Annotated in this window: 21 protein-coding genes; 4 read left to right on the top strand and 17 right to left on the bottom strand. The window is 30.1% G+C overall.

What is annotated here, in order from left to right:
* Window positions 1–7 precede the first annotated feature (7 nt).
* Window positions 8–1114, top strand: coding sequence for a cell division protein FtsZ (gene ftsZ / locus L8V85_RS01970; RefSeq protein WP_039626779.1), 1107 nt, complete (start codon window positions 8–10; stop codon window positions 1112–1114).
* A 21-nt stretch (window positions 1115–1135) separates the two neighbouring features.
* Complete coding sequence (locus L8V85_RS01965; RefSeq protein ID WP_263737370.1) at window positions 1136–2500, top strand: nicotinate phosphoribosyltransferase; 1365 nt, start codon at window positions 1136–1138, stop codon at window positions 2498–2500.
* On the opposite strand, the gene ispG is transcribed toward L8V85_RS01965, so the two are convergent.
* From ispG to L8V85_RS01935, 6 genes are all read right to left on the bottom strand, one after another.
* On the bottom strand, window positions 2497–3561 hold the full coding sequence (gene ispG / locus L8V85_RS01960; RefSeq protein ID WP_263676484.1) for a flavodoxin-dependent (E)-4-hydroxy-3-methylbut-2-enyl-diphosphate synthase: 1065 nt from the start codon (window positions 3559–3561) through the stop codon (window positions 2497–2499). The two genes, L8V85_RS01965 and ispG, sit on opposite strands and share 4 nt — an antisense overlap.
* 58 nt (window positions 3562–3619) lie before the next feature.
* Window positions 3620–5113, bottom strand: coding sequence for a C69 family dipeptidase (locus L8V85_RS01955; protein WP_263737369.1), 1494 nt, complete (start codon window positions 5111–5113; stop codon window positions 3620–3622).
* Window positions 5114–5233: 120 nt separating this feature from the next.
* On the bottom strand, window positions 5234–7078 hold the full coding sequence (locus L8V85_RS01950) for a primosomal protein N' (protein WP_263737368.1): 1845 nt from the start codon (window positions 7076–7078) through the stop codon (window positions 5234–5236).
* Entirely contained in the window at window positions 7075–7545 is a 471-nt protein-coding gene (locus tag L8V85_RS01945) for a type II secretion system protein (RefSeq protein WP_263737367.1), read from the bottom strand. Before L8V85_RS01945 ends, L8V85_RS01950 begins: the two co-directional genes overlap by 4 nt.
* Entirely contained in the window at window positions 7546–7785 is a 240-nt protein-coding gene (locus L8V85_RS01940; RefSeq protein ID WP_133319896.1) for a hypothetical protein, read from the bottom strand.
* Window positions 7772–8005, bottom strand: coding sequence for a hypothetical protein (locus L8V85_RS01935; protein WP_012661890.1), 234 nt, complete (start codon window positions 8003–8005; stop codon window positions 7772–7774). Before L8V85_RS01935 ends, L8V85_RS01940 begins: the two co-directional genes overlap by 14 nt.
* Before the next feature lie 154 nt (window positions 8006–8159).
* Between L8V85_RS01935 and uvrB the strand changes: the two genes are divergently transcribed.
* Window positions 8160–10133, top strand: coding sequence for an excinuclease ABC subunit UvrB (gene uvrB, locus L8V85_RS01930; RefSeq protein ID WP_133319895.1), 1974 nt, complete (start codon window positions 8160–8162; stop codon window positions 10131–10133).
* A gap of 16 nt (window positions 10134–10149) precedes the next feature.
* Here uvrB and efp read toward each other — a convergent pair whose 3' ends face one another.
* From efp to pheS, 8 genes are read right to left on the bottom strand one after another with little or no spacing between them, the layout of a single operon-like run.
* Window positions 10150–10719, bottom strand: coding sequence for an elongation factor P (gene efp, locus L8V85_RS01925; RefSeq protein ID WP_039618934.1), 570 nt, complete (start codon window positions 10717–10719; stop codon window positions 10150–10152).
* A 60-nt stretch (window positions 10720–10779) separates the two neighbouring features.
* Window positions 10780–12360, bottom strand: coding sequence for a phosphoglycerate dehydrogenase (gene serA, locus L8V85_RS01920; RefSeq protein ID WP_263737366.1), 1581 nt, complete (start codon window positions 12358–12360; stop codon window positions 10780–10782).
* Window positions 12357–12836, bottom strand: a complete 480-nt coding sequence (locus L8V85_RS01915) for a hypothetical protein (protein ID WP_133319893.1) — start codon at window positions 12834–12836, stop codon at window positions 12357–12359. Before L8V85_RS01915 ends, serA begins: the two co-directional genes overlap by 4 nt.
* Before the next feature lie 6 nt (window positions 12837–12842).
* A complete protein-coding gene (locus tag L8V85_RS01910) occupies window positions 12843–14510 on the bottom strand; it encodes a 30S ribosomal protein S1 (protein WP_263661201.1) in 1668 nt (555 codons plus the stop codon).
* A gap of 55 nt (window positions 14511–14565) precedes the next feature.
* Entirely contained in the window at window positions 14566–15402 is an 837-nt protein-coding gene (locus L8V85_RS01905; protein ID WP_133319891.1) for a 4-hydroxy-3-methylbut-2-enyl diphosphate reductase, read from the bottom strand.
* On the bottom strand, window positions 15392–16678 hold the full coding sequence (gene aroA / locus L8V85_RS01900; protein ID WP_263737365.1) for a 3-phosphoshikimate 1-carboxyvinyltransferase: 1287 nt from the start codon (window positions 16676–16678) through the stop codon (window positions 15392–15394). Before aroA ends, L8V85_RS01905 begins: the two co-directional genes overlap by 11 nt.
* On the bottom strand, window positions 16675–19005 hold the full coding sequence (gene pheT, locus L8V85_RS01895; RefSeq protein ID WP_263737364.1) for a phenylalanine--tRNA ligase subunit beta: 2331 nt from the start codon (window positions 19003–19005) through the stop codon (window positions 16675–16677). The genes aroA and pheT overlap by 4 nt, the downstream gene beginning before the upstream one ends.
* Entirely contained in the window at window positions 19002–19994 is a 993-nt protein-coding gene (gene pheS, locus L8V85_RS01890; protein ID WP_263737363.1) for a phenylalanine--tRNA ligase subunit alpha, read from the bottom strand. Before pheS ends, pheT begins: the two co-directional genes overlap by 4 nt.
* Window positions 19995–20078: 84 nt before the next feature.
* Between pheS and L8V85_RS01885 the strand changes: the two genes are divergently transcribed.
* Complete coding sequence (locus tag L8V85_RS01885) at window positions 20079–20444, top strand: histidine triad nucleotide-binding protein (RefSeq protein WP_220566684.1); 366 nt, start codon at window positions 20079–20081, stop codon at window positions 20442–20444.
* A 17-nt stretch (window positions 20445–20461) separates the two neighbouring features.
* On the opposite strand, the gene pckA is transcribed toward L8V85_RS01885, so the two are convergent.
* The 3 genes from pckA to L8V85_RS01870 are packed head-to-tail and all read right to left on the bottom strand — an operon-like array spanning window position 20462 to window position 25218.
* A complete protein-coding gene (gene pckA, locus L8V85_RS01880) occupies window positions 20462–22036 on the bottom strand; it encodes a phosphoenolpyruvate carboxykinase (ATP) (protein WP_263737362.1) in 1575 nt (524 codons plus the stop codon).
* A 10-nt stretch (window positions 22037–22046) separates the two neighbouring features.
* Window positions 22047–23825, bottom strand: coding sequence for a biotin/lipoyl-containing protein (locus L8V85_RS01875; RefSeq protein WP_263737361.1), 1779 nt, complete (start codon window positions 23823–23825; stop codon window positions 22047–22049).
* A gap of 58 nt (window positions 23826–23883) precedes the next feature.
* Window positions 23884–25218, bottom strand: coding sequence for a sodium-dependent transporter (locus L8V85_RS01870; RefSeq protein ID WP_263737360.1), 1335 nt, complete (start codon window positions 25216–25218; stop codon window positions 23884–23886).
* Window positions 25219–25227 lie beyond the last annotated feature (9 nt).

Below are 25227 nucleotides of genomic sequence, written 5' to 3'. Positions count from 1 at the left end.
AGATACAATGAGCGAATATCTAGTAGAAGAAATGCAACACGCAAAAGGTGCAAAAATAAAAGTCATAGGCTGCGGTGGCGGTGGCGGTAATATGATAGATCATATGGTAAATATGGGCTTACATGATCTTGATCTTATCTCAGCAAATACTGATGCACAAGCCATAGCTAAATCTTTAGCAAAAACTAGAATTCAACTAGGTGAGAAAAAAACTAAAGGTTTAGGTGCTGGTATGCAACCAGAAATTGGAGCAGAAAGTGCAAGAGAAAGCTTTGAAGAAGTAAAAGCAGCTTTAAGTCAAAGTGATATAGTATTCATTTCAGCAGGACTTGGTGGTGGAACTGGTACAGGTGCAGCTCCTGTTGTAGCACAAGCTGCTAAAGAAGTAGGCGCACTAACCGTTTCAGTTGTAACTATGCCTTTTGCATTTGAAGGAAAACAAAGAAAAAAATTAGCAGAAGCTGGCTTGGCTGAATTAAAAAAAGAAAGTGATTCTATCATTGTAATCCAAAATGAAAAACTTCTTAGCATACTTCCAAAAAAAGCAGGTATAAAAGAAGCATTCAAACTAGTTGATGATATCTTAGCTAGAGCTGTTAGAGGTATGGTGTCTATTCTTTTAGAAGATGGCGATATCAATGTTGACTTTGCAGATGTTAGAACTGTTATGAGCCATAGAGGTTTAGCTTTAATGGGTGTGGGTCATGGAGAAGGTGAAAATGCTATCATGGACGCATTATCAAGCGCTATAGAATCTCCATTATTAGATGGTATGACTATGAAAGGTGTTAAAGGCGTAATCATCCATTATAAAATTGGACCTGAATGCTCGTTAATAGAAATTTCACAAGCTACTCAAAGCATTAGCGATATAGCAGATGAAAATGCAAAAGTAATCTTTGGTGCAACTACTGATGAAAGCATGGGCGATCGTGTTGAAGTAACTATCATTGCTACAGGTTTTGAAGATAAAGCTGAAATAGAAAGTGCTAAAGAACAAGAAGAAAGTAAAAAAAATAGCTATATGAATTTGCGCAAAGCTAGCGGTGGGTTTGATGAGGAAGTGATTTCTCAACTTGATGTTCCTGCTTTCTTGCGTCGTCAAATGGATTAATTTGTAAGTAAAAATCCTTATATGAATTCTTCATTATTATGTGATTTTTACGAACTAAATATGGCTTATGCTTATTTTAAACAAAATATGCATAAGCAGATTGTTTATTTTGAAGTTTTTTTTAGAAAAGCTCCTGATAGTGCTTCTTATGCTATTTTTTGTGGATTAGAGCAAATCATAAATCATATTAATCATTTTTCTTTCTCTAAAGATGACATAGATTTTTTGAAAAATACTAAAAAATTTGATGATGATTTTGCAAACTACCTTTCAACTTTAAAATTTAGTGGAGATATACTAAGTGTTAAAGAAGGTGAATGTATTTTTGCTAATACACCTTTAATGATTATCAAAGCACCTATAATAGAAGCTTTATTATTAGAAACTTTCATACTTTTAACTCTAAATCATCAATGTCTAATTGCCACTAAAGCTAGCAGAATTGCTCAAATTGCAAAAGAAAAATTACTCTTAGAATTTGGCTCTCGCAGAGCCCATGGAGAAAGCGCAGCTTTAAATGGTGCTAGAGCTGCTTTTATAGGTGGTTTTCATGCAAGTGCCTGTACTTTAGCTGGGAGAAAATTTAATATTCCTATTAGTGGAACCATGTCTCATGCTTGGGTACAAATGTTTGATGATGAACTAAGTGCTTTTAGAGCATATTGTCAAATTTATAAAGATAATATAAGTCTTTTGATTGATACATATGATTATAAAAAAGGTATTGAAAATGCTATTTTAGTTTTTAATGAGTTAAATACGCAAGATTCTATGCAAAATTATTCCATCCGTATTGATTCAGGAGATTTGCTGAAAATCTCTAAATATATTAGAAAAAAACTAGATCTTGCTAACTTAACAAAATGCAAAATCATAGCTAGTAATGCCTTAGATGAGTTCATCATAGAAAAATTACTAAAAAACAAAGCTCCAATCGATGCTTTTGGTATTGGAGAAAAGCTTATTACTTCAGCAAGCTCGCCTATTTTTGGAGCTGTTTACAAGCTTGTTGCATTAGAAAAAAACAATCAAATCATCCCTAAAATAAAAATCAGCGCAAGCGCAAGCAAAACAACCTTGCCACATTTTAAAAAACTCATAAGGTATTATAAAAACAATAAAGCAAGTTTTGATATTTTATATACACATGATGAGAGTATCAAAAATTATCAAGGTTATACATATAAAAATTTACATGAGCTTATTTTTAAAGATGGAAAATTAATCTATGGGCTTCCTAACTTGAAAAATATTCAAGAGTATCATAAAAAAAGTGTTGATAGTTTGGATTTTAAACTAAAAAAACTTCAAAATCCAAGTATTTATAAAGTAAAAATTTCTAAAAAATTACAAAATATGCAAAAAACTTACTTAGAAAAAAATTAATCTTTTTCTCTAAGTTTTACTTCATCTTCTACTTCAAGTAAAAATCTATCAACAAGCTCATCTTCTTTTAATTTTGCCACCACTTCACCATGTCTTATAACTAAACCTTGATTTTTTCCAAAAGCAATAGCCACATCAGCACCTTTAGCCTCACCCAAGGCATTTACAACACAACCCATAACACTTATATTTAATGGTTCTTTTATATGTTTAGTTTTTTCTTCTACTATCTTAATCGCTTTAATCAAATCACTTTGAATTCTTCCACAAGTTGGGCATGAGATGATATTTACTCCACTCTTTTGCACTCCACTATCTTGTAAAATAGCCCTTGCTACCTTAATCTCTTCTTCAAGTTCCCCTGTCATAGAAACTCTCATTGTATCGCCTATACCTTTTAAAAGCAAATTTCCTAAAGCAATCGAACTTTTAACCGTACTATGAAATTTAGTTCCTGCTTCAGTAACCCCTAAATGAAACGGATAATCACAAAGTGGTCTTAGAGCTTCATAAGCTTTTATGGTATTTTGCACATCTGAAGTTTTCATAGAAATTTTAATGTCAAAAAAGTCTAAATCTTCTAGTAATTTTATATTATATAAAGCGCTCTCAAGCATAGCCTCTATATTATAACCATATTTATCGCTAAATTGCTTTTCTATAGAGCCATGATTTACCCCTATTCTAATAGGAATTTTTCTTTGTTTACAAGCTTGCACCACTTCTTTTATATTTTCTTTTGAGCCTATATTTCCCGGATTAATTCTCACCCCATCGATAAATTCAGCACAAAAAACTGCTAGCTTATGATTAAAATGTATATCCACTATTAAAGGCAAGGGACTTTTTGCTTTGATTTCTTTTAAAGCTCTTGCATCTGCCATGTCCAAACAAGCTAAACGCACTATATTTGCACCGGTAAAATAAAGCCTATTAAGTTGCTCTAAACAACCTTCAATATCTCTTGTTTTAGTAAAAAGCATGGATTGCACAGAAATAGGTGCATCACCACCTATTAAAACATCGCCTACTTTTATTTGTCTTGTTTTATATCTTGTCATTATAAAATCACTCTAAAAATATTTTTAGAGTATTATAGCCCAAAAATGGGCTATATCATTAATCTTTTTTATTTTTATTAAGAGATTTATATTTTACATCTGTATCTCTTGTTAAAAGGGTAAAAATTTGATTTGTTAAATCTTGGGTAAGTTTTTTAGCTTCCTTTTGATTTTGTAATGAAAAATCAACTAAAATTTGCTTTGCTTTATTCTTATCTTTTTGATAAAGACTTAAATATTCTTTTTCCATAGCTTCTTGTTTTAAAGATGTGTCTTTTTCAAATTTAACATAAGCATTTTTTACAATAGGTGCATACTTATTATAATCACTCATTACAAGAGTTTGTAACTTGCGATAAATCCAATAAATTGATTCATCATCAGCTTCATTTGTTCCTTGTTGATAACCTGCAATAAATTCATCATTACCAAAATAATAAGGCAAATACACACTCAAATCGGCCATTCCTATTGCGACATAATTTAACCTGCCTATCTCTTTAGGAAGCCACGGTCTAACTTGCATGATATGAGATTCATAAGTTCTAAACACACTCACAACACGATAAATATTTTCATCTTCATTGAAATTTGAGTATGGATCATATTTTGTTCTATCATAGTGCGATCTTAAAGCTTTTTTTAAATCATCCACACTAAGTTTTTGTTCAGGTTCTAAAAACACATTAAAATTAGCACCATTTTTTACATCTTGATTTAAAGATGGATTAAACATTTTTTGTATCCACCAAACTCTAGGATAATTATAAGTTAAATCTCTATCATCATTTCTTGTATAAACTTTAAAAAAATCAAAATCCTTATCTACTTTAGGATTATACGCTTTATGAATTATGGCAAAATTTATTAAATTTTTAGAATGCAAGGTATTTTCATCGTTAAATTTTAATTGCTTCAACCTACCCTGGTTTGCGCTAACAAAATACGAATTATTAGGAATTTTTACAGCCATCCACTGATGTGCTGTAGCACTTTCTAAATACCAAATTTCTTTAGAATCTACAAAAGCCACTCCAAAACCCTCAGCAGCACCTTGTTTTTCTATAATATCGCCTAATAATAGAACACCTTCTTTTGCACTTTTAATTCTTGGAAGCAAAACATCTAAAATATCATCTTCACTAATACCATTTTTCTCATTATAAGGATCAAATTTTAAAAGCTCATCTTTTGCATAAATTGATTCAGTAGCACTTATCCCGACACCCTTTTCATTAAAACCAGTAGCACCATGTAATTTACTTTGCCAATTAGCTATAGTGCTATATTGAAAAGATTTAGCAGGTAAAGGGTAAGTAAAATCATTCATTCCTTGATGTGCTTTAGTACTATAAATACCTTTTTGGTTTTCAACTCTTGGATGGATTAAAAAAATCTGTGCTTTATCTGCTTTACTATCAGCGCTTCTTGCAACCAACATAGAGCCATCTTTGCTTGCTTCATTTGGCACTAAAATAGTAGTGCAAGCTAAAGTATTATTGAGCAAAGCACCAAAAAGTACACAGTTTGTAAGAAAACTAAACTTTTTCATTTTCTCTCCTTTGAATTTAAGAAATTAAAAAAGTATATTCTTATCAAAATAAATTTAAAATTAAAAATAAAATATTGTTTTTATTATAAAATAATAATTATTTATAAATAAATATATTTTTTAAGAAAAATCAACCGGATCTATATCGCAAGTAATATTTTTAAAATTTAAAGCAAAGTGCTCAAATTTTACAAGTTCTTGATGAGTATTAGCGCGCAATAATACATAAAAACGCCATTTTTTATTTAGCATTTCAATGCCACAAGCACCATGGCCTACTAATTGCACTTGTTTTAATTCTCGAACTTTATTAGCTATAAATTCACATAAATTTAAAGCTTTGTTTTTATCCTCATCTTCAATAATTAGCCTTAAAAGTCTTTTAAATGGGGGATAAAGCTCATTTCTGGCATTTAATTCATCTTTTAAAAAACTATCATAATCTTGTATATATTTTTCAAAAAAAGATCTATTTTTAGTTTGTAAAAGTACCCTACCCTCACCCTTTCGACCTGCACGACCTGCTACTTGCATAGCAAGAGCCAAAGTCTCTTCCAAAGCTTTAAAATTAGGTCTGAATAAATACTCATCAAGACCTAAAATCACACTCAAATCCACATTGTGATAATCATGTCCTTTAGCAAGCATAGAAGTGCCTACTAAAATATCAATTTTTTCTTGATTAAAATCTTTTAAAATCATATCAAGCTTTTTTACACTGCTAATCTCATCACTATCAAATCTTTTTATGATAGGATTAAACTCAGCTAATTCTCTTTCTAAAAGCTCACAAAGCTCTGCTGTGCCCATTTTTTTAGCTTCAAGCATAACTCCATTGCAAGTTGGGCAGGTTTGATCGATTTCTTTAGTAAAATTGCAATAATGGCATTTTAATGCATTTTTATTTTTGTGCAAACTCAAAGCAATAGAACAAAAAGGGCATTTAATGGTATTAGCACATTCTTTACATAAAATTTGTCTAAAATTTGCCCTTGTAGGTAAAAATACCACAGCTTGCTTTTTATTTCTTAAGCTAATTTTTAATTCTAAAAGTAATTTTGACGAGACACTAAGCTCGCTCTCATCATATAAAAACTGCTTTTTGCTTTCAAAAAAGGTTCCTTTAAGTCTAAAACAAGGATGTTTATAATAACTTACAACACTTGGAGTAGCCGAACCCAAAAGAACTTTTATATGCATTTTTTTTGCTACAAATAAAGCCAAATCTCTTGCATTGATTTTTGGATTATTAGAAGCTTTATAAGAATTATCATGCTCTTCATCAATAATAATCAAACCCAAATTCTTAAAAGGTAAAAACAAAGCCGATCTAGCTCCCACCACCAAAAGAGCTTTTGAATTTGTTAAATCTTGCAAATATTCTTGCTTTTTTTTCTTAGTAATTTTAGAATGCCACAAGAAAAAATGCTCGCCAAAATACACTTTTAATCTTTTTTGCATTTGCGGAGTTAGAGCGATTTCTGGCATTAAAAGCAAAACTTGCTTTCCTTGCTCTAGATATTCTTTTATCAAGCTAATATAAATTTCAGTTTTACCACTTCCTGTATCGCCAAATAACAAACTAGTTTGTTTAGTTTTTATAAATTCCAAAGCCTCTTGCTGGTTTTTACTTAAACTAGGTGCTTTTTCTATATGAATTTTTTCATTTTTATACTCTTTAATGCTTTCAAACATACCCAAAACAAAAGCTATTTTACTAGCATAATAATAAGCAATAAATTGAGCAAGTTCGTATTGGTATTGCGTTAGTTTAAAACCTGTTTTTTCTTTTATAGCTTGGGTTTTAAAATCAGGCTTTGAACATTTTTGTAAAATTATAGCTTTGAGATTTTTTTTCCTTGCAAGATCAACTATCACTTCATCTAAAATTTCAATTTCTTCTTCACTTTCATAAATTAAGGTATCTAAATAATATCCTTTTATAGCAAGTTGATAAAAATTCAAAACCCATAATCCTTACAATTTAAACTCACATATTCTAAAAAAACTTTTTCACCATTATAAGAAAAATCTATGTAATTTTTAGCATTTATAAAAAATCTATATTGAGTATTTGCTATTTTCATCCATGATTTTTTACTTGAAACAATTGGCTTATCTAATACACTATATGTACAATGATTTGTTTTTTTGTAATTTTGCAAACTATCACAAAAAAATAATTTTTGATTTTCACTATTTATCAAAGCTTCATCTAAAATGGCTGGAAAATCCTTACTTTCTTTAAATAAAAACTGATTTTTGAGTAAGGCCAAAGAAGCATTGATGAGCTCTACCTCACTTTTTGCTTGGATAAGTTTAGCATCATTTTTTCCAAAAGAAAAATACGGATAAGCAATTGTGCTAAGAATAGCAATAATCATCATACAAAAAATAAGCTCTACTAAAGTAAAAGCTTTTTTTACTTGCATTTATTGTATTTCTTCATCGATAGTGTTTATAAGTTTGTTGAGTTCTTTTTTTAAGATATAATTTTCATAGCTAAGTTTTACAAAAGCATTAATGAAATTTGCAAGTTCTATCTTACCTGTGCCTCCAGAAATTAAAGCAATCTCATCTTCAAGATGATTTGCAAATTCATTACTGCATGTTACAACAAAGTCTTTTGCATAGACATTGATTGTAACTTTTCTTTGATTATTGTTTGCCAAGAACTGCCTCTATTTTTTTGATCACATCTTCACTTTCAATATTTTTATTTTTAAGCTCTTCTTCCAAACGCGCAATTTGATTGTTTTTGGCTTCATTTTGTGCTTTTACGCTCACTAATTCATTTCTTAAATTTTCATTTATTTCACATACTTCATTATATTTAGCCAAAAGCTCATTTACTTTATCTGTCATTGTGTTGATTATTCTTTCATCATACATAATTTTTTGCCTTTATTGATTTTATATTTTAGAGTATTTTAAACACATATTGTAACAAAAAAAAATTTAATTTTGCATAGCTTTTTGTTTTAAAATTTAAATTTTTAGAAAAAATTTTGTGTAAAATTAGTAAAAATACAAGTTAGGAAAAATTATGTTTGAACTTACTAGCGAATTTAAGCCAAGTCCTGATCAAAAGCAAGCTATTGATGGTATAGTAAAAAGCATTAAAGCAGGTAATAAATACCAAACCTTGCTAGGTGTTACAGGTAGTGGAAAAACTTTCACTATGGCAAATATCATTAAAAACTTAAACATGCCTACTCTTATCATGAGCCACAATAAAAGCCTATGCGCGCAACTTTATAGTGAATTTAAAGGCTTTTTTGCAAATAATCATGTGGAGTATTTTATAAGCTATTATGATTATTATCAACCCGAGGCTTATATACCAAGAACCGATGTTTTTATAGAAAAAGACAGCTCTACTAATGAAGACTTAGAAAGATTAAGACTAAGCGCAAGTGCTTCGCTTTTAAGTTATGATGATGTTATTTGCATAGCTAGTGTTTCAGCAAATTATGGTTTGGGAAATCCAAGTGAGTATGTGGGTATGGTTTTGATTTTAGAGCTTAATATGCAAATAAATCAAAAAGAACTTTTAAAAAAACTTGTAGATATGGGTTATAAACGCAATGATAATTTCTTTGACAGAGCTGATTTTAGAGTCAATGGAGATATAGTAGATATATATCCAGCTTATTATGAGGATGAAGCTATTAGACTTGAATTTTTTGGCGATGAACTTGAGGCGATGTATCATTATAATATCTTAGAAAATAAAAAAGGTAAAGACTTAAAAAAATTTATACTTTATCCAACTAGTCAATTTAGCGTAGGTGAAGCTAGACTTAAAGAGGCTATAAAAGGTATAAAAGCTGAATTAAATAAACGCCTTGCTTATTTTGAAAATGAAAATAAACTCGTAGAAGCACAAAGACTAAAACAAAGGGTAGAATTTGACCTTGAAATGCTTCAAAGTACTGGCATGTGCAAAGGAGTTGAAAATTATGCCTTGCATTTAACAGGGCTTAAGAGCGGCGATACACCTTATACGCTTTTTGATTATTTTGCCATTAAAAATCAAGATTTTTTAGTCATTGTAGATGAATCTCATGTATCTTTACCACAATTTCGCGGAATGTTTGCAGGGGATAGAAGCAGAAAGCAAACTTTGGTTGATTATGGTTTTCGCTTGCCAAGTGCCTTAGATAATAGACCTTTGATGTTTGATGAATTTATTAATAAAAATTGTAAATTTTTATTTGTTTCAGCCACACCTGCACCTTTAGAACTAGAATTAAGCAAAGAAAATATTTTTTATCAAATCATGCGTCCAACAGGGCTTTTAGATCCTAAAATAGAAATCAAAGATAGTGAAAATCAAGTAGAAATTTTATACGATGAAGCTAAAAAAGTTATAGAGCGTAATGAAAGAGTTTTAATAACCGTTTTAACTAAAAAAATGGCTGAAGAGCTTAGTAAATACTACTTGGAACTTGGCTTAAAAGTAAAATACATGCACTCAGAAATTGATGCAATTGAGCGCAATGAAATCATCCGTGGCTTAAGAAGTGGTGCTTTTGATATTTTAATCGGGATTAATCTTTTAAGAGAAGGACTTGATTTACCTGAAGTTTCCCTTATAGCGATTATGGATGCAGACAAGGAAGGCTTTTTAAGAAGCACCACTGCACTCATTCAAACGATGGGACGCGCGGCTAGAAATGTCAATGGAAAAGTATTACTTTTTGCTAAAAAAATCACAAAATCTATGCAAGAAGCTATCGATACTACCAATGAAAGAAGAACCCTACAAGAAGCTTATAATAAAAAGCACAACATCACACCAACCTCAGTAAAAAGAAACATAGAAGAAAGTTTAAAACATGAGCTTGAACAAGGAGAAATTTATCGTAAAGGCAAAGAACTTGAAAAAATGCCTGCGAAAGAACGCGCTAAAATAGTAAAAGAATTAAGAAAACAAATGCTAGAAGCAGCTAAAAATCTTGAGTTTGAGAAAGCGGCAATGCTTAGAGATGAAATTAATAAATTAAGAACTTTATAATCCCTTAAATAAGGGATTATTTATTTGCTCTTTCTATATACTCTCCACGCACAGTATCAACGCGGATTACTTCCCCTTCTAATACATGGAAAGGAATTTGCACTACTGCGCCTGTTTCTAAAGTAGCTGGTTTTTTGTTTGAGCCTTGAGTATCACCTTTAAAATTTGGTGCCGTTTCAATAATTTTAAGTTCCATTACTTGAGGCACTTCCACACCAATTGCTTTTCCATTGTGAAATAAAACATCTACCATGGTTCCATCAAGCATCCATTTTTTAGCTTCACCCACATCTTCATCGCTAATTGCAACTTGCTCATAAGTTTGAGTATCCATAAATTGACAATTTTCACCATCATCGTATAGATATTGCATTTGCTTTTCTTCTAAATTTGGAGATTCACATTTATCCCCTGCATGGAAAGTTTTTTCCAAAACCTTACCATCGATAAAAGATTTAATTTTAATACGAACAAAAGCAGGACCTTTTCCTGGTTTTACATGTTGATATTCTACGATTTTAAAAGGAATACCATCAATTTCTATTTTTAAACCTTTTTTTAAATCTCCCATTCCATAAGAAGCCATATATTTTCCTTAATTTTAAAATTAAAAAATAATTGTAACAATTAAGGCTTATAAAAAGCCTTAAATTTCTGCATATTCTGCAAAAATACAAGCATCAATAGCTCTTAATTCCTCAAGCAAAGCTTTTGAAATTTTCGTATCAAGCAAAATTACAGCCAAAGCTTTTCCAAAGCCATTTCTACCAAGTCTAAAATCAGCTATATTAACATTATTTTTGGCTAAAATTCCGCTAACATTAGCAATAACTCCTGGTATGTCATTATTGTTTAAAATTATCATTTTCCCTTTTGGTTTAAAATCTACATCAAAACCATTCAATTCTACTATTCTTTGTTCATTTTCACCAAAAATAGTTCCTGAGATAGAAAGGTTAGAATTATCTGTAATTACTTTTATAGTGATTTTATTACTATAACCACTACTTGGTAGAATACAAGAAGAAAGTTCTACGCCCTTATCTTTAGCTACAAAATGTGCGTTAATATAATTAATATTTTCACCTAAAATACCTCTTAAAACACTCACTGTTGCAAAAGTTAATAAAGACTCATTATACTCGCTAATTTGTCCTTCACTTTCAAGTTTAATAGCCTTAATAGGAGTTTTATCAAGCTGAGCAGCCAAAAAGCCCATTTTGGAAATAAGCTCAATATAAGGTGCTACAAAACTTGGTAAATCTTCAGTTTTAATCGGTAAATTTAAAGCATTAGGATAAGAAATTCCTCTTGCAGCATTTAAAGCTTGCTCGCATGCTTGGATAGCGATATTTTCTTGACTTTCTAAAGTGTTTGCACCAAGATGAGAAGTAACAGAAACATTTTCAAAGTCTAAAAATGGATGATTAGTTGCTGGTTCTTTATTAAACACATCGATACCAAGCCAAGCTATTTTACCACTTTTTAACCCCTCGCACAATGCATCTTCATTATAAAGACCACCTCTGGCACAATTTATCAATCTTACCCCATCTTTCATTTTAGAAATTTCTTCAAAAGAAATCATATCTGTTGTTTCTTTTGTTTTTGGCGTATGTATGGTAATAAAATCACTTTGAGTTAAGATTACATCTAAAGAATTCACACACTCTATACCCAAATCAGTCATTTTAGAAGCTACCACATAAGGATCATAAGCTATAACTTTCATACCAAAAGCTTTTGCGCGTACAGCTACTCTTGAACCTATATTGCCAAAACCTATAACCCCTAAAGTTTTGTTCATAAGTTCAACACCATACCACTTTTCTCTTTCCCATCTTCTTTGTATTTTTAGAAAATTATGAGCATTTACAAAAGATCTTGCAGAGCATAATAGATGATTCATAGTAAGCTCAACTGCTGCTATAGTATTAGCCGTTGGTACATTCATTACTATAATGCCTTTTTTAGAGCATTCATCTATATCAACATTATCAACCCCAACGCCTGCTCTAACTAAAGCTTTTAAATTAGAACATGCATTGATAAATTTCAAATCCGCATCCGTTGAACTTCTAGTAATAGCAACATCTACATCATTTAATTTTGTTAAAAGTTCATCTTTAGGTAAAAGTGCTGCTTCGATAAGCTCAACATCATCAGCTTTTCTTAAAAGTTCTACGCCTTTGTCTAATATCGCATCACATACAATAATTTTTTTCATAACCAAACCTCCTTTAATTTTGCATTTATGTTGTAAATTTTTAATTTGTCGATCAGTGTATTTAATACTTTTTCATTATTTGTATCTAAATAAATTGCCACTTCATCTTTACTCTGTGTTAAAGTGTATTTGATAAAAAAAGAATGCAGAGTTTGCTTTAAACAAAACATAGAATAAACATCATTTTTATTTACATCGAGCATATAAAATTTTTGTTTTGGCTTTACTACAGAATCATCCATATTAAAACTCATATAAAATTCATTTGCTGCTGGAGAAAAATCATTGATTTTAATATTTGAAAGTTTATCTTGCCAAGTTTGTGGTAACTCTTTTTTTATTTCATCAAAAGAATATTTAACATTTTGTGAGATAGGTAAATTCCCAATATCTACATATCTCACCATAAAAATAAAAGCAATAAATAAAATTAGGCTTAAAAAACCTAAAATACCATAAAGGGTATATTTTTTCATTTTTTATTATAAAAGTTGATCTTTGATAATATCACCTAAAGTTACTTTGTCATTATCATTGATTTCATTTAACGCTTCTCTTTCTTTCATTCTTGCAAGGCTTTTTACGCTTAAACGAATTCTATTTTTCTTTTCATCAATGAAAACAATCAAAGCTTCTATTGTATTACCTACTTTTAAACTTGAAAAATCAATATTACCTAAATCCTCTTTATGAATAAGCGCATCAACGCCTTCTTCAAGCTCTACAAAAACTCCAAAATCTTTAATATCTCTAATTTTACCAGAAATAACATCATTTACTTGGTGTTTTTGAGCATAAACTTGAACAGGACTTTTTTGTAATTCTTTAGTGCTTAAAGAAATTTTTTGATTTTCTTTATCTAGTTTAATGATTTTAACTTCTACAACATCACCAACTTTATACATATCTTTACATTTATCACTTCTATTCCAAGAAGCATCTTCATTATGCAACAAACCTTCTAAATTAGCAATTTTTATAAAGGCACCAAAATTAGTCACGGAAGTAACACTGCCTTTTAGTACATCACCTACTTTATATGATTTTAAAAACTCATCAAAAGGTTTTGCTAATAAATTTTTTAAAGAAACTCTAAGTCTTCTTTCTTTAGCATTAATTTCAATCACTTCCACATCAAGCTCTTGACCTTCGTTAATATAATCTTTTGGATTTTTAGCATTTTTATCCCAAGAAATTTCACTTATATGTAAAAATCCTTCTATATCATTTCCTAAATCTACAAAAGCACCATATGGTTCTATATTTGAAACCGTAACTTTAATAGTATCGCCAACTTCTAAACCATCTTTGATTTCATCCCAAGGATCAGGCATAGCAAGTTTTATAGATAAAGAAAGATGTTTTTTATCTTTATCATATTTAATCACTTTTACAGGAACTTTATCACCTTCATTATACAATGAACTAGGATTTACTGGTCCTTTATAAGAAATTTCACTATAATGAACTAAACCATCAACACCGCCTACATCAACAAACATACCGTAAGTAGTGATTTTTTTAACAACACCTTCTATAATTTCTTCTTGATTTAATACATTTGAAATAATTTCTTTGCGTTTTTTTCTTTCCTCATCTACTATTTTTTTTCTAGAAACTACTATACTCTGAGCTTCTTTATCTATTTTTATAATTTTAACTTTAAAAGTTTTATTGATAATATTATTTGAATCTTTAAAACTGCTTTGTGATTTTGGTAGGAAAAACTCCACTCCATTTTCATCCACAGCTACAAAGCCACCTCTATTTTTACCAATGATTTTTACATCAAATATACTTTCATCATCTTTATAATTGTTAATAAATTCTTTAACTTTTTGTTTTCTTAAAGCTTTTTTATGAGAAAGTAAAGATCTGCCACCGCGAGAACCTACTATAGCAACTTCTAATGTATCACCTTCCTTGAAGATAAATTCGCCTTTTTCGTTTTGAATTTCTTCTGCTACTAAAATACCTTCTGATTTTTGTCCTACATTTACAAATACCTCATCGCCTTTAATCGCGACAATTATACCTTGTGTAGTTGCCTCCTCATCAGACTTAAAAGATTCTTCAAGCATTTGCTCAAAATCTTCTTCTATGATAATATCCTCTAGTCTGTTTTGAACTTTTTTGTTCACCTCGCTCATTGTGGTCCTTTGTTTTAAATTTTAATTGTTGATTATAGTATTGTTTTCTTTAAACTTAGTTAATTTTGGCGTATTCTTTGATTTTTTCCAAAACCAAATCAATCACCCAATCAGGTGTAGAAGCACCCGCACTAATGCCACATTTTTCTTTACCGCTAAACCATTCTTTCTGAATTTCTTTTTCATTTTCGATTAAATAACTATCTTCACAATAGTTTTTTGCTATCAAAAAAAGCTGTTTAGTATTGGCTGAGTTCTTCCCTCCAACTATTATCATTACATCACTTTTTTTTGCAAGCTCATTGATTGCTTCTTGGTTTTTAAAAGTCGCATCACATATTGTATTAAAAACACGCACTTCCTTAACTCTAAGCATTAAAAAATTCACAATCTCCATAAATTTTTCTATCTTTTTTGTAGTTTGTGATACTACTGCAATTTTAGAAGGCAATTTAATATCAAGCAATTCTTTTTCATCAAGCACTACATAAGCTTTAGTACTTACATAACTTCTAACCCCTTTTACTTCAGGATGATTTTCATCCCCAAAAATAACAACTTCATAACCTTCATTGCTCATTTGCTCACAAATTTTTTGAGGTTTAGTCACAAAAGGACAAGTTGCATCAAAAATTTCTATATCTTTTTGCTTTAATTTTTCTAAATCTTGCTTTGTAATACCATGGGTTCTAATGATGGCTTTTTTTTCTGCGTTTAATTCATTGATATCATTTAATGTTTTAACATTATAATTTTTCCAAAGTCTTGTGATTTCTTCATTATTATGAATTAAAGGTCCTATAGTAGCTGCATCTTTAATCTGCTCGGCTTTTTTAATAGCTCTTTTTACTCCAAAACAAAATCCATAACTTTTTGCTAATTCAATCTCCAATCTTAGCTCCTATTTGCTTTAAAATCTCAATAAAATTTGGAAAAGAAGTTTTGATGCATTCACTATCATCCACTTCCATTCCACATCTTAAACCTAAAATTAAAAAACTCATCGCAATTCTATGATCTCCAAAGCTTTCTATTTTAGCATTTTTAACTTCGCCGCCTTCTACTTCAAAGCCATCTTCAAATTCTTTTACTTTTATGCCACATTTTTGCAAATTTAATACAATTGATTTGATTCTATCACTTTCTTTTACGCGCAATTCTTTAGCATTTTTTATAATGCTTTTTCCTTTTGCACAAGCAAAAGCTATAGCCAAAGCTGGAATTTCATCAATCAACCATGCGATATTTTCACTCACATTTACCGCCTTTAAAGGCGTACTTTCAACACAAATTTCTCCAATACTTTCAAAATCTTCATTAGTAATATTATAAGTGATCTTTGCACCCATTTTTTCTAAAATTTTAAAGGCTTCAATGCGTGTTTTATTTAACAAAACATTTTTTAAGACTACTTTTGAATGAGGTAAAATACAAGCAGCTAAGGCAAAGTAAAAGGCTGATGATGGATCATTTGGTACACATACTTCAAATGCTTTTAATTTTTCTTTTAAAGGATTGATTTTGATAAAAGTTTTATCCTCATTTAAATACTCAATGCAAGCTCCCATTTTATTAAGCATAATCTCACTATGATCTCTTGAAAGCTCAACTTCTTTAAAATAACTTTCTTTTTTGGCAAATAAAGCTGCTAAAATTAAAGCTGATTTTACTTGAGCTGAAGCAATATTACTACTAAAGTCAAAACCATCTAACTTAGCCCCTTGTATGCAAATAGGCGCTAAATTTGCGTTAGCTCTTCCAAAAATCTTAGCTCCTAAACTCATCAAAGGCCCACTCACTCGCTTCATTGGCCTAGCATTTAAATAACAATCTCCACTAAGAGCAAAAAATTCATCTTCAATAGCACTTAAAAAACCTATTAAAAGTCTCATAGCTGTACCTGAATTTCCACAATCTAAAACGCAATTTGGAGATTTTATATATTTTGGAGCTTTAATATAAATTAATCCATCAATTTCTTCAACTTCAGCTCCTAAAGCTTGAATGATTGCTAAAGTATGTAAAGTGTCTTGTGCTTTTAGATAATTTTTAATCTTACAAGTTCCTTGAGTAAGCAAAGAAAAAATAGCAAAGCGATGAGATATAGACTTATCAGAAGCTATATCTTCAAGCTCTACTTTAAAAGAATCAATAGGACTTATCTTCATCGAAGTTTTAAACCATGCTCATCATCTAAAACTTTGATGATTTTATCAATATATTCAAGGATAATATTATCTTCTAAGGTTTTTTCAAAATCTCTAAATACTAAATTAATAGTCAAGCTATAAAAATCGCCTAAATTCTCATCTGTATATAAATCTACCACTCTAAAACTTTCTAATCTTTCAATATCTAATTTAGCAATAGTGTGTTTGATTTTTTCATATTCAAAACCCTTAGGTATAACTATACTTAAATCCCTGCTCATAGATGGAAATTTAGAATAAGCTTTAGCGATTTTAAAGTCTTGTTTTAAACCTTCTAAATCAAGCTCACAAATATAAGTTTTAGTCAAATCTCTTTTATTTTCTATACTTAAATGCACTCTACCTACAAAACCTATGCGCTTACCGTTTTTATATACATTTGCTTGCTCATATGGGCTTAAAAATGCGTATTCTGATTTTTGCAAACTAAACTCACCTATAATGCTTTTTAATTCTGCTAAAAAAGTATAAAAATCTACAAAAACAGGTTTAGCTTTATTTGTGATTTTAGCTTCTTCTTTGTAGCCACTAAAGATCATTGCAAATTTAGCATGCTCGTTTGAAAACTCATCAAAAACACTGCCACACTCAAAAAGTTTGATTTTCTTTTTTGAATTTCTTAGATTAAAGCTTGCTGTATTTAAAAGATGATTTATCAAAGTACTTCTTAAAGTATTAAGCTCATTGGTGATAGGATTAATAAGCTTATTTTTAATGCATTTAAATCCTAATTGACTTAATTCTTCTTCATTATCTAAAACATAATGCACACTTTCAAAATATCCATTACTACTTGCTTTTAATCTTAAATTTTTAAGCTCTTGATAATCAAAATATACTTTATTTAGGCGATTTTTTTCTTTAAATTCTAAAGCTTTTGATGGGATATTATCAATGCCAATAATTCTTACTATCTCTTCACTAATATCAGCTATATTTGCTATATCACTGCGATGAAGTGGGATTTTGATATTAAATTGTTCATCATTTACTACACTTATTTCAAAGCCTAGCTTTTTAAGAATTTTTACTAAATTATTTTTATCTATAGGCATACCAATGATTTTATCAATTTCTGCACCAAAAATACCAATAATATTTGCTTCATTTTCTTTAAAAACTTGTTGACTTCCTGAAAAAACGCTCATCGCGCTAATTTTTAAACACTCATTAAATAAATACTCCATTCCCAAAGAAAGCTTAGGCTCACTGCCTCTTAAAGAACGATATATAGTATCATTTTTCTTTTTATAAAAGGCTATTGCATTTGCTATAGTTTGAGGATGAGTATAGCTTGCTTCTATAATGATGATTTTACTCTCATCATTGATTTTAAATTTATCTTCTTGCTCTATACCTGCTAAAGCAATCATCTCATCTTTATAATAAACTCCATACTCCCCATGTTCTTGAGTTTTAATTTCTAAAACAATCTTTTCATCGATTTGACAATCTTGACAAAGCTTATGAAAATCATAAGCACAAAAAATCACTCCACTTGCATGAGTTGCATAAGTTAAAAGATTTTCTATGTTATTATTTTTGTATGCTTCAATCAATGCAAGACGAATTTGTATCATGATATTTAGCTTAAATTCTTCTTTAATCTCTAATGCTTTATAAGTAAAAAACCCTTCGACATCACTTTGATTTTTAACACTTAGTATTCTTCCTATACCTACGCTATTTTCACTTTCTTTTAAAGGGTTTAATTCTTTTAAATTTAAATCAAGCGCCGCGCTTAAATCTCTAGCAACACCATATAAACTCAAGCAATCTCCGCGATTTGGAGTAAGTTCTATCTCGATTAATTCATCATTAAAAAGTTCATAATCATTTAAAGCTTTTCCTAGAACTAATTCCCCCATGTTTTCATCTAAAACCATAATGCCTTCATTACTTTTTCCAAAACCAAGCTCACTAGAAGAGCAAATCATACCCATAGATTCAACCCCTCTAAGTTTAGCAGGTTTTATCTCAAGTCCGCTAGGAAGCACTGCGCCTACTAAAGATACGGCCACAAATTGATCTTTATCAACATTTTTTGCCCCACAAACAATTTGTAAAATTTCATTCCCAACATCTACTTTACAAATATTCAATTTATCTGAATTTTCATGTTTAACTTTTTCTAAAACCTTACCTATTACAACTTTTTGGGGAGCTTTAACACTTTTGAAACTATCAACTTCTAATCCTATAGAATTTAAAGTATTTACTATAGTTTGTGTTGGTATTTCACTTAAATCAATCCATTCATTTAACCAATTTCTACTAATAATCATCTAAATTGCTCCAATAATCTTAAATCACCTTCAAACATAGAACGCAAATCAGGAATTTTATGTAAAAGCATAGCAAAACGCTCCACACCCAAACCAAAAGCATAACCACTTACATTTTTATAACCAACAAATTTATAAACATTAGGATCAACAACGCCACATCCTAAAACTTCAAGCCATCCTGTTTGCTTACAAACCCTACATCCACAACCTTTACAAAACACACAAGAAATATCTACTTCAGCAGATGGCTCTGTAAAAGGAAAAAAGCTTGGTCTAAAACGCACTTTTACATCGCCAAACATATGTTTTAAAAAATGCTCTAGCATATCTTTTAAATTTGCAAAATTTACCTTATCGCCTTCTTCTACCACAAGTCCTTCTACTTGATGAAACATAGGGGTATGAGTAATATCAAAATCTCTTCTAAAAACTGCACCTGGTGCTATCATTCTAATAGGTGGTTTTTGAGATAGCATAGTTCTAATTTGAACTGGAGAAGTTTGAGATCTAAGCAAGGTTTTATCTTCAAAATAAAAAGTATCTTGCATATCTCTTGCAGGATGATTTTGTGGTAAATTCAATGCTTCAAAATTATGAAAATCATCCTCGATCAAAGGCCCTTTTTCTATGCTGAAATTTAAAGTCGTAAAATACTCTATGATTTTATCCATAGTTTGCATGATTGGGTGCAAAGCACCTGCATTTGAAGTTTCATCAAAAAAGCTAAAATCTTGCACATCTTGTTTCATTTTTTCATTTAAAGCTTTTTCTTCTAATTCTTTTAATTTTATTTGATAAGCTTCATTAAATTCATCTCTTGTTTTATTTAAACCATTGGCAAATTCTTTTTTTTCTTCACCTTGCAAATCTTTTAACTTTGCAAATTCTAAAGTCAAAATACCTTTTTTTCCTAAAACACTTACTTTTATATTTTCAAGCTCTGCTAAAGTATTTACAGAAGCAATTTTTTCTATCATATCTTGCAATTTTAGCTCCAACTAAATTTTTTTTAAACATTCTAATGTAAAATTATTTAAAATTAGCAAAAATAATAAAAAAAGGACTATTAAATGAGAGAAAAAACCGTATTTGAACTAATCGTAGAAGGAAAAATCCCTGCTAATAAAGTTTTAGAAAGTGAAAAATTTTTAGCTTTTCATGATATCAATCCTAAAGCACCTATTCATATTTTAATCATTCCAAAAGAGCATTTTGAAAACTTTCAAGAATTAAGACCTGAATTAATGAGTGAAATGACACAATTTATCCAAGAACTAGCTACTCTTTTAGGACTTGATAAAAGTGGGTATAGATTAATCACAAATTGTGGAAAAAATAGCGGACAAGAAGTTTTTCATTTACATTTTCATATGTTAGGTGGATTTGAGCTTCCAAAAAATAAAGAAACCCAAATCAATCCTCAATCTTTATTCTAAAAAGAGCTTAACTCTTTTTAGATAGCAGGACCAGCTAGTTTAAATTCTGCTCCTTCTTTTACATCTTCATAGCGTTTGAAATTTTCTATAAACATTTTTGCAAGCTTTAATTTAGTTTCTTCATAAGCTTTTTTATCCTCCCAAGTATTAACAGGGTTTAACAACTTACTTTCTACACCCGCTAATTCTTTTGGAACTGCAAGATTAAATAAATCATAGTTTTCAAACTCACAATTTTGTATGCTACCATCTAAAATCGCATTAATGCAAGCTCTAGTAGCTTTAATGCTCATTCTTGTACCTACACCATAAGCTCCACCGCTCCAACCGGTATTTACCAGATAAACATTTACATTATGCTTGATGATTTTTTCGCCCAAAAGTTTTGCATAAACAGTTGGATGTAATGGCAAAAACACTTCTCCAAAACAAGCTGAAAAAGTCGCAACAGGTTCGGTAATGCCTCTTTCAGTACCTGCTACTTTAGCAGTATAACCACTTAGAAAATAATACATTGCTTGTTCTTTACTGAGCTTACTAACCGGAGGTAAAACACCAAAAGCATCCGCTGAAAGGAAAATGATATTACTAGGATGACCTGCACTAAGGCTTGGCTCGTGATTTAAAATATGCTCTATCGGATAAGAAACTCTAGTATTTTCAGTTTTAGAACCATCATTGAAATCAACGCTTAAATCATCTTTTAAAACTACATTTTCTAAAAGTGCATTTTGCTTTATAGCTCCATAAATTTCTGGTTCACTTTGAGGATCAAGGTTAATGCATTTTGCATAACAACCTCCTTCAAAATTAAACACACCCTCATCATCCCAACCATGCTCATCATCGCCTATTAATTTTCTTTTTGGATCAGTTGAAAGAGTAGTTTTACCTGTACCACTAAGCCCAAAGAAAAGCGCTACATCACCTTTTTCTCCAACATTAGCACTACAATGCATAGAAAGTTTATTTTCTAGTGGAAGCCAATAATTCATCATAGAAAAAATTCCTTTTTTCATCTCTCCACCATACCAAGTTCCACCAATTACTGCTATATTTTTTTCTATGTTAAAAATGACAAAAACCTCTGAATTTAAACCATCTTTTTTATAATCTTCATTAATACATTTGCAAGCATTATACACCACAAAATCAGGTTTAAACTCACTAAGTTCTTCTTCTTTTGGACGAATAAACATATTTTTTACAAAATGTGCTTGCCATGCAATTTGAGTTACAAAACGCACAGCTTTACGACTTTTTAACGAAGCTCCACAATATGCATCTTGGATATAAATATCACTATTACTAAGTTGTTTTTTAGCTTTTGCTAAAAGCTTTTCAAATAATTTCTCACTAATAGGCTGATTAATCTTACCCCAAGCAATGTATTTTTGCGAAGGATCTTGTTTTACAAAATATTTATCTTTAGGACTTCTTCCAGTAAAAATCCCTGTATCTACACTAAAGGTACCATTTTTAGTACATACACCTTCATTATTGTTTTTTTCGTGCTTTAAAAGCTCATCATAGCTAAGATTGTGAAAAACTTGTCCGATATTTTCTAAGCCTAAATTTTCTAAACCTTTCATCTTTACCTCCTTATTTATAAGTCATTAAAGCTTGACCTTCACTTACGCTCTCACCAGCATTTACTAAAAGTTCTGCAATTTCTCCATCTTTACTTGCACTAATCTCAATTTCCATTTTCATAGCTTCAAGTACAGCTACAACTTGACCTGCCTTTACACTATCATTTTCTTTAACTAAAATTTTAAACACATTTGCATTCATACTTGCAACAATAGCATTATCACTTAATTGAGTTTTTGCAACTTTTGCATTATCTGCACTTACTTTTACAGCACTTTTAACATTAACATCTCTATCAAAACCTGCACTTACTTCTACATGGTATTTGTTACCATTAACTGAAACGGTAAATTGATTTTCATCGATAAGACTTGATTTTAATTTGCTATTTTTTCTAACATTAACCTTAGCTTCGCCTTTTAAGAAAGCTATGCCTTTTTCTTTACAAGCTGCAACGATAAAAATATTTTCTTCACTTGTTTCTAAATTTTCTTTTTCTAATAAGTTTTTAATATAAGCTATACTTTTGCTCTCATCAGCATCAGCAATATCTGTGGCTAATTTTGTAGTTGGTTCTAATTTTAATTGCTCGCTTGCAAGCTTAATTACTTCAGGATCTGGAGCAACAGGAGTTTTTCCAAAATATCCTAAAACCATTTTTCCATATCCATCTGCAATTTTTTTCCAAGGACCAAACATTACATTATTAAAAGCTTGCTGGAAATAAAACTGCGATACAGGAGTAACAGAAGTACCATAACCACCTTTTTCTACTACTTCTTGCATAGCTTTTATAACTTGAGGAAATTTATCTAAAATATTATTATCTCTCATCATTTGTGTATTAGCAGTTAGTGCTCCACCTGGCATAGGTGAAAAAGGTATTAAAGGATTCACCGCCGTTGCTTCAGGTGGTAGAAAATAATCTTTTAAACAATCTTTTAACACTTCTTCGTATTTTAAAATTTTTTCTTCATCTAAACCAAGATCAAAATTGCTTCCTTTTAGAGCATGAAGCATTGTTAAAATATCAGGTTGAGAAGTACCGCCACTAACAGGAGCTGCAGCTAAATCTATACCATCAACACCTGCTTCTAAAGCCGCTAAATAGCATGCTATGCTTACCCCTGCGGTTTCATGCGTATGTAATCTTATATGCATATTTTCAGGCAGGTTTTTTCTAGCCATTTTAATAACTTCATAAATTTTATTTGGATTTGAAGTTCCGCTTGCATCTTTAAAACAAATACTATCAAAAGGAATTTGAGCTTGTAGGATTTCTTTTAAAATTCTTTCATAAAATGGCACATCATGCGCACCTTTACATTTTGGAGGTAAATCCATTAAAGTAATAGTAATTTCATGTTTTAAGCCATGTTTAACTATACATTCTCCACTAAATTTTAAATTATTTACATCATTTAATGCATCAAAATTTCTTATTGTAGTTGTGCCGTGTTTTGCAAACATTTTTGCATGCAAATTGATAATTTCTTTACTACCTGTATCAAGTGCTACGGTATTAACCCCTCTTGCAAGAGTTTGTAAATTTGCATCTTTTCCAACGATGGCTCTAAATTTGTCCATCATTTCAAAAGCATTTTCGTTTAAATAAAAAAATAAACTTTGGAATCTAGCTCCACCACCAAATTCAAAATGCTTAATATCTGCTTCTTTAGCTGCTTCTAGGGCAGGAAAAAAATCATTCATTAAAACTCTAGCACCATAAACAGATTGAAAACCATCCCTAAATGTGGTATCCATCACATCAATTAACTTTTTAGCCATAATTTTTCCTTATTTTTACATCTTTGCAATTATAACTCTACTTTCTTAAAAAATAAATTTATAAAATTTGATTTAACATAATGATAATAATCGCAATAGGTGCAACAAATCTAAGTAAAAAATACCATACTTCAAAAATACTTCTACTCATAAACTTAGAAAATAAATTGTAAATTTTTATTTTTTCCACAAAAAATCCTACGAAAATAGCACTTGCAATAGCTCCAAGTGGGAGCATAAAATTAGAAGTTAATTTATCTAAAATATCAAAAAAACTTAAACCAAAAAAACTAAAGCTAGCCCCATAATTAGCACTAAAAGATAAAATACAACTCATTCCCAAAAGAAAGACTACAAAGCCTATAAAAACCAAAGCTTTTTTTCTTGAAATTTTATATTCATTTACAAGATAAAAAGTAAAAGGTTCTATCATAGAAACTGCTGAGGTAATCCCTGCAAAAAATAAAGCTAAGAAAAAATAAAAAGCTAAAAAATGTCCAAAGATAGCACCTAAATTAGAAAATAAAGTTGTTAAAGATATAAATACAAGCCCAGCTCCTTCTGCAGGATTAGCATTAAATTTAAATATAAAAGTAAATACAATAAGTCCCATCATCAAACCTATACTGATATTTAAAAGCACAATTATGGCCGAACTTGTAATTAAATTTGTATCATCTTTTAAAGAGGCTGCATAAGTGGTAATACAACCTATACCTAAACATAAAGTAAAAAAAGCAAGACCTAAAGCTGTTAAAACAGAGTTTAAACTAAGCTTGGTAAAATCAGGATAAAACAAATAAATAAAAGCTTCCTTAAAACCATCTTGAAAAAAACAATATACTAGCATTAAAACAAGCATAATAAACAAACTTGGCATAATCCAAACATTAAGTTTTTCTATACCGCTTTTAACCCCTCTTGAAACAACAAACAAGGTAAGAAAAAAAGCAATTAAAAAATACAAACTACTTTCTAAAATACTATTTTGTATTAAATTTCCAAATAAAGCTCCTGCTTCTTGAGTATTACTAGGTAGATAATAAATCGAAGTTATCATATATTTTAAAACCCAACCCATAATAACAAGATAAAAAGATAATACAAAAATTCCACCGAGCATAAAAAATCCAGCAAATTTCCATTTTTGAGCATATTTAGTTGCTAAGCTTTTATAAGCATTTACAGGATCACTCTGACTTAATCTTCCCATAGCAATTTCAGCCAAAAATACACAAAATCCTATACTAATAGTCAAAAGTAAATACAAAAGTACAAAAGCAAAACCACCATTTTGGCCTACTAAGGTTGGAAATTTCCAAGCATTTCCAAGCCCTATAGCTCCACCTGCTACTGCTAATACAAAACCTATTTTAGAAAATTTATCATTCATTTTAATACC

It is taken from the genome of Campylobacter sp. IFREMER_LSEM_CL2090 (assembly GCF_025771865.1).
GTDB classification, from domain to species: domain Bacteria; phylum Campylobacterota; class Campylobacteria; order Campylobacterales; family Campylobacteraceae; genus Campylobacter_D; species Campylobacter_D lari_D.
This window is presented reverse-complemented; position numbering and strand designations above follow the sequence as displayed.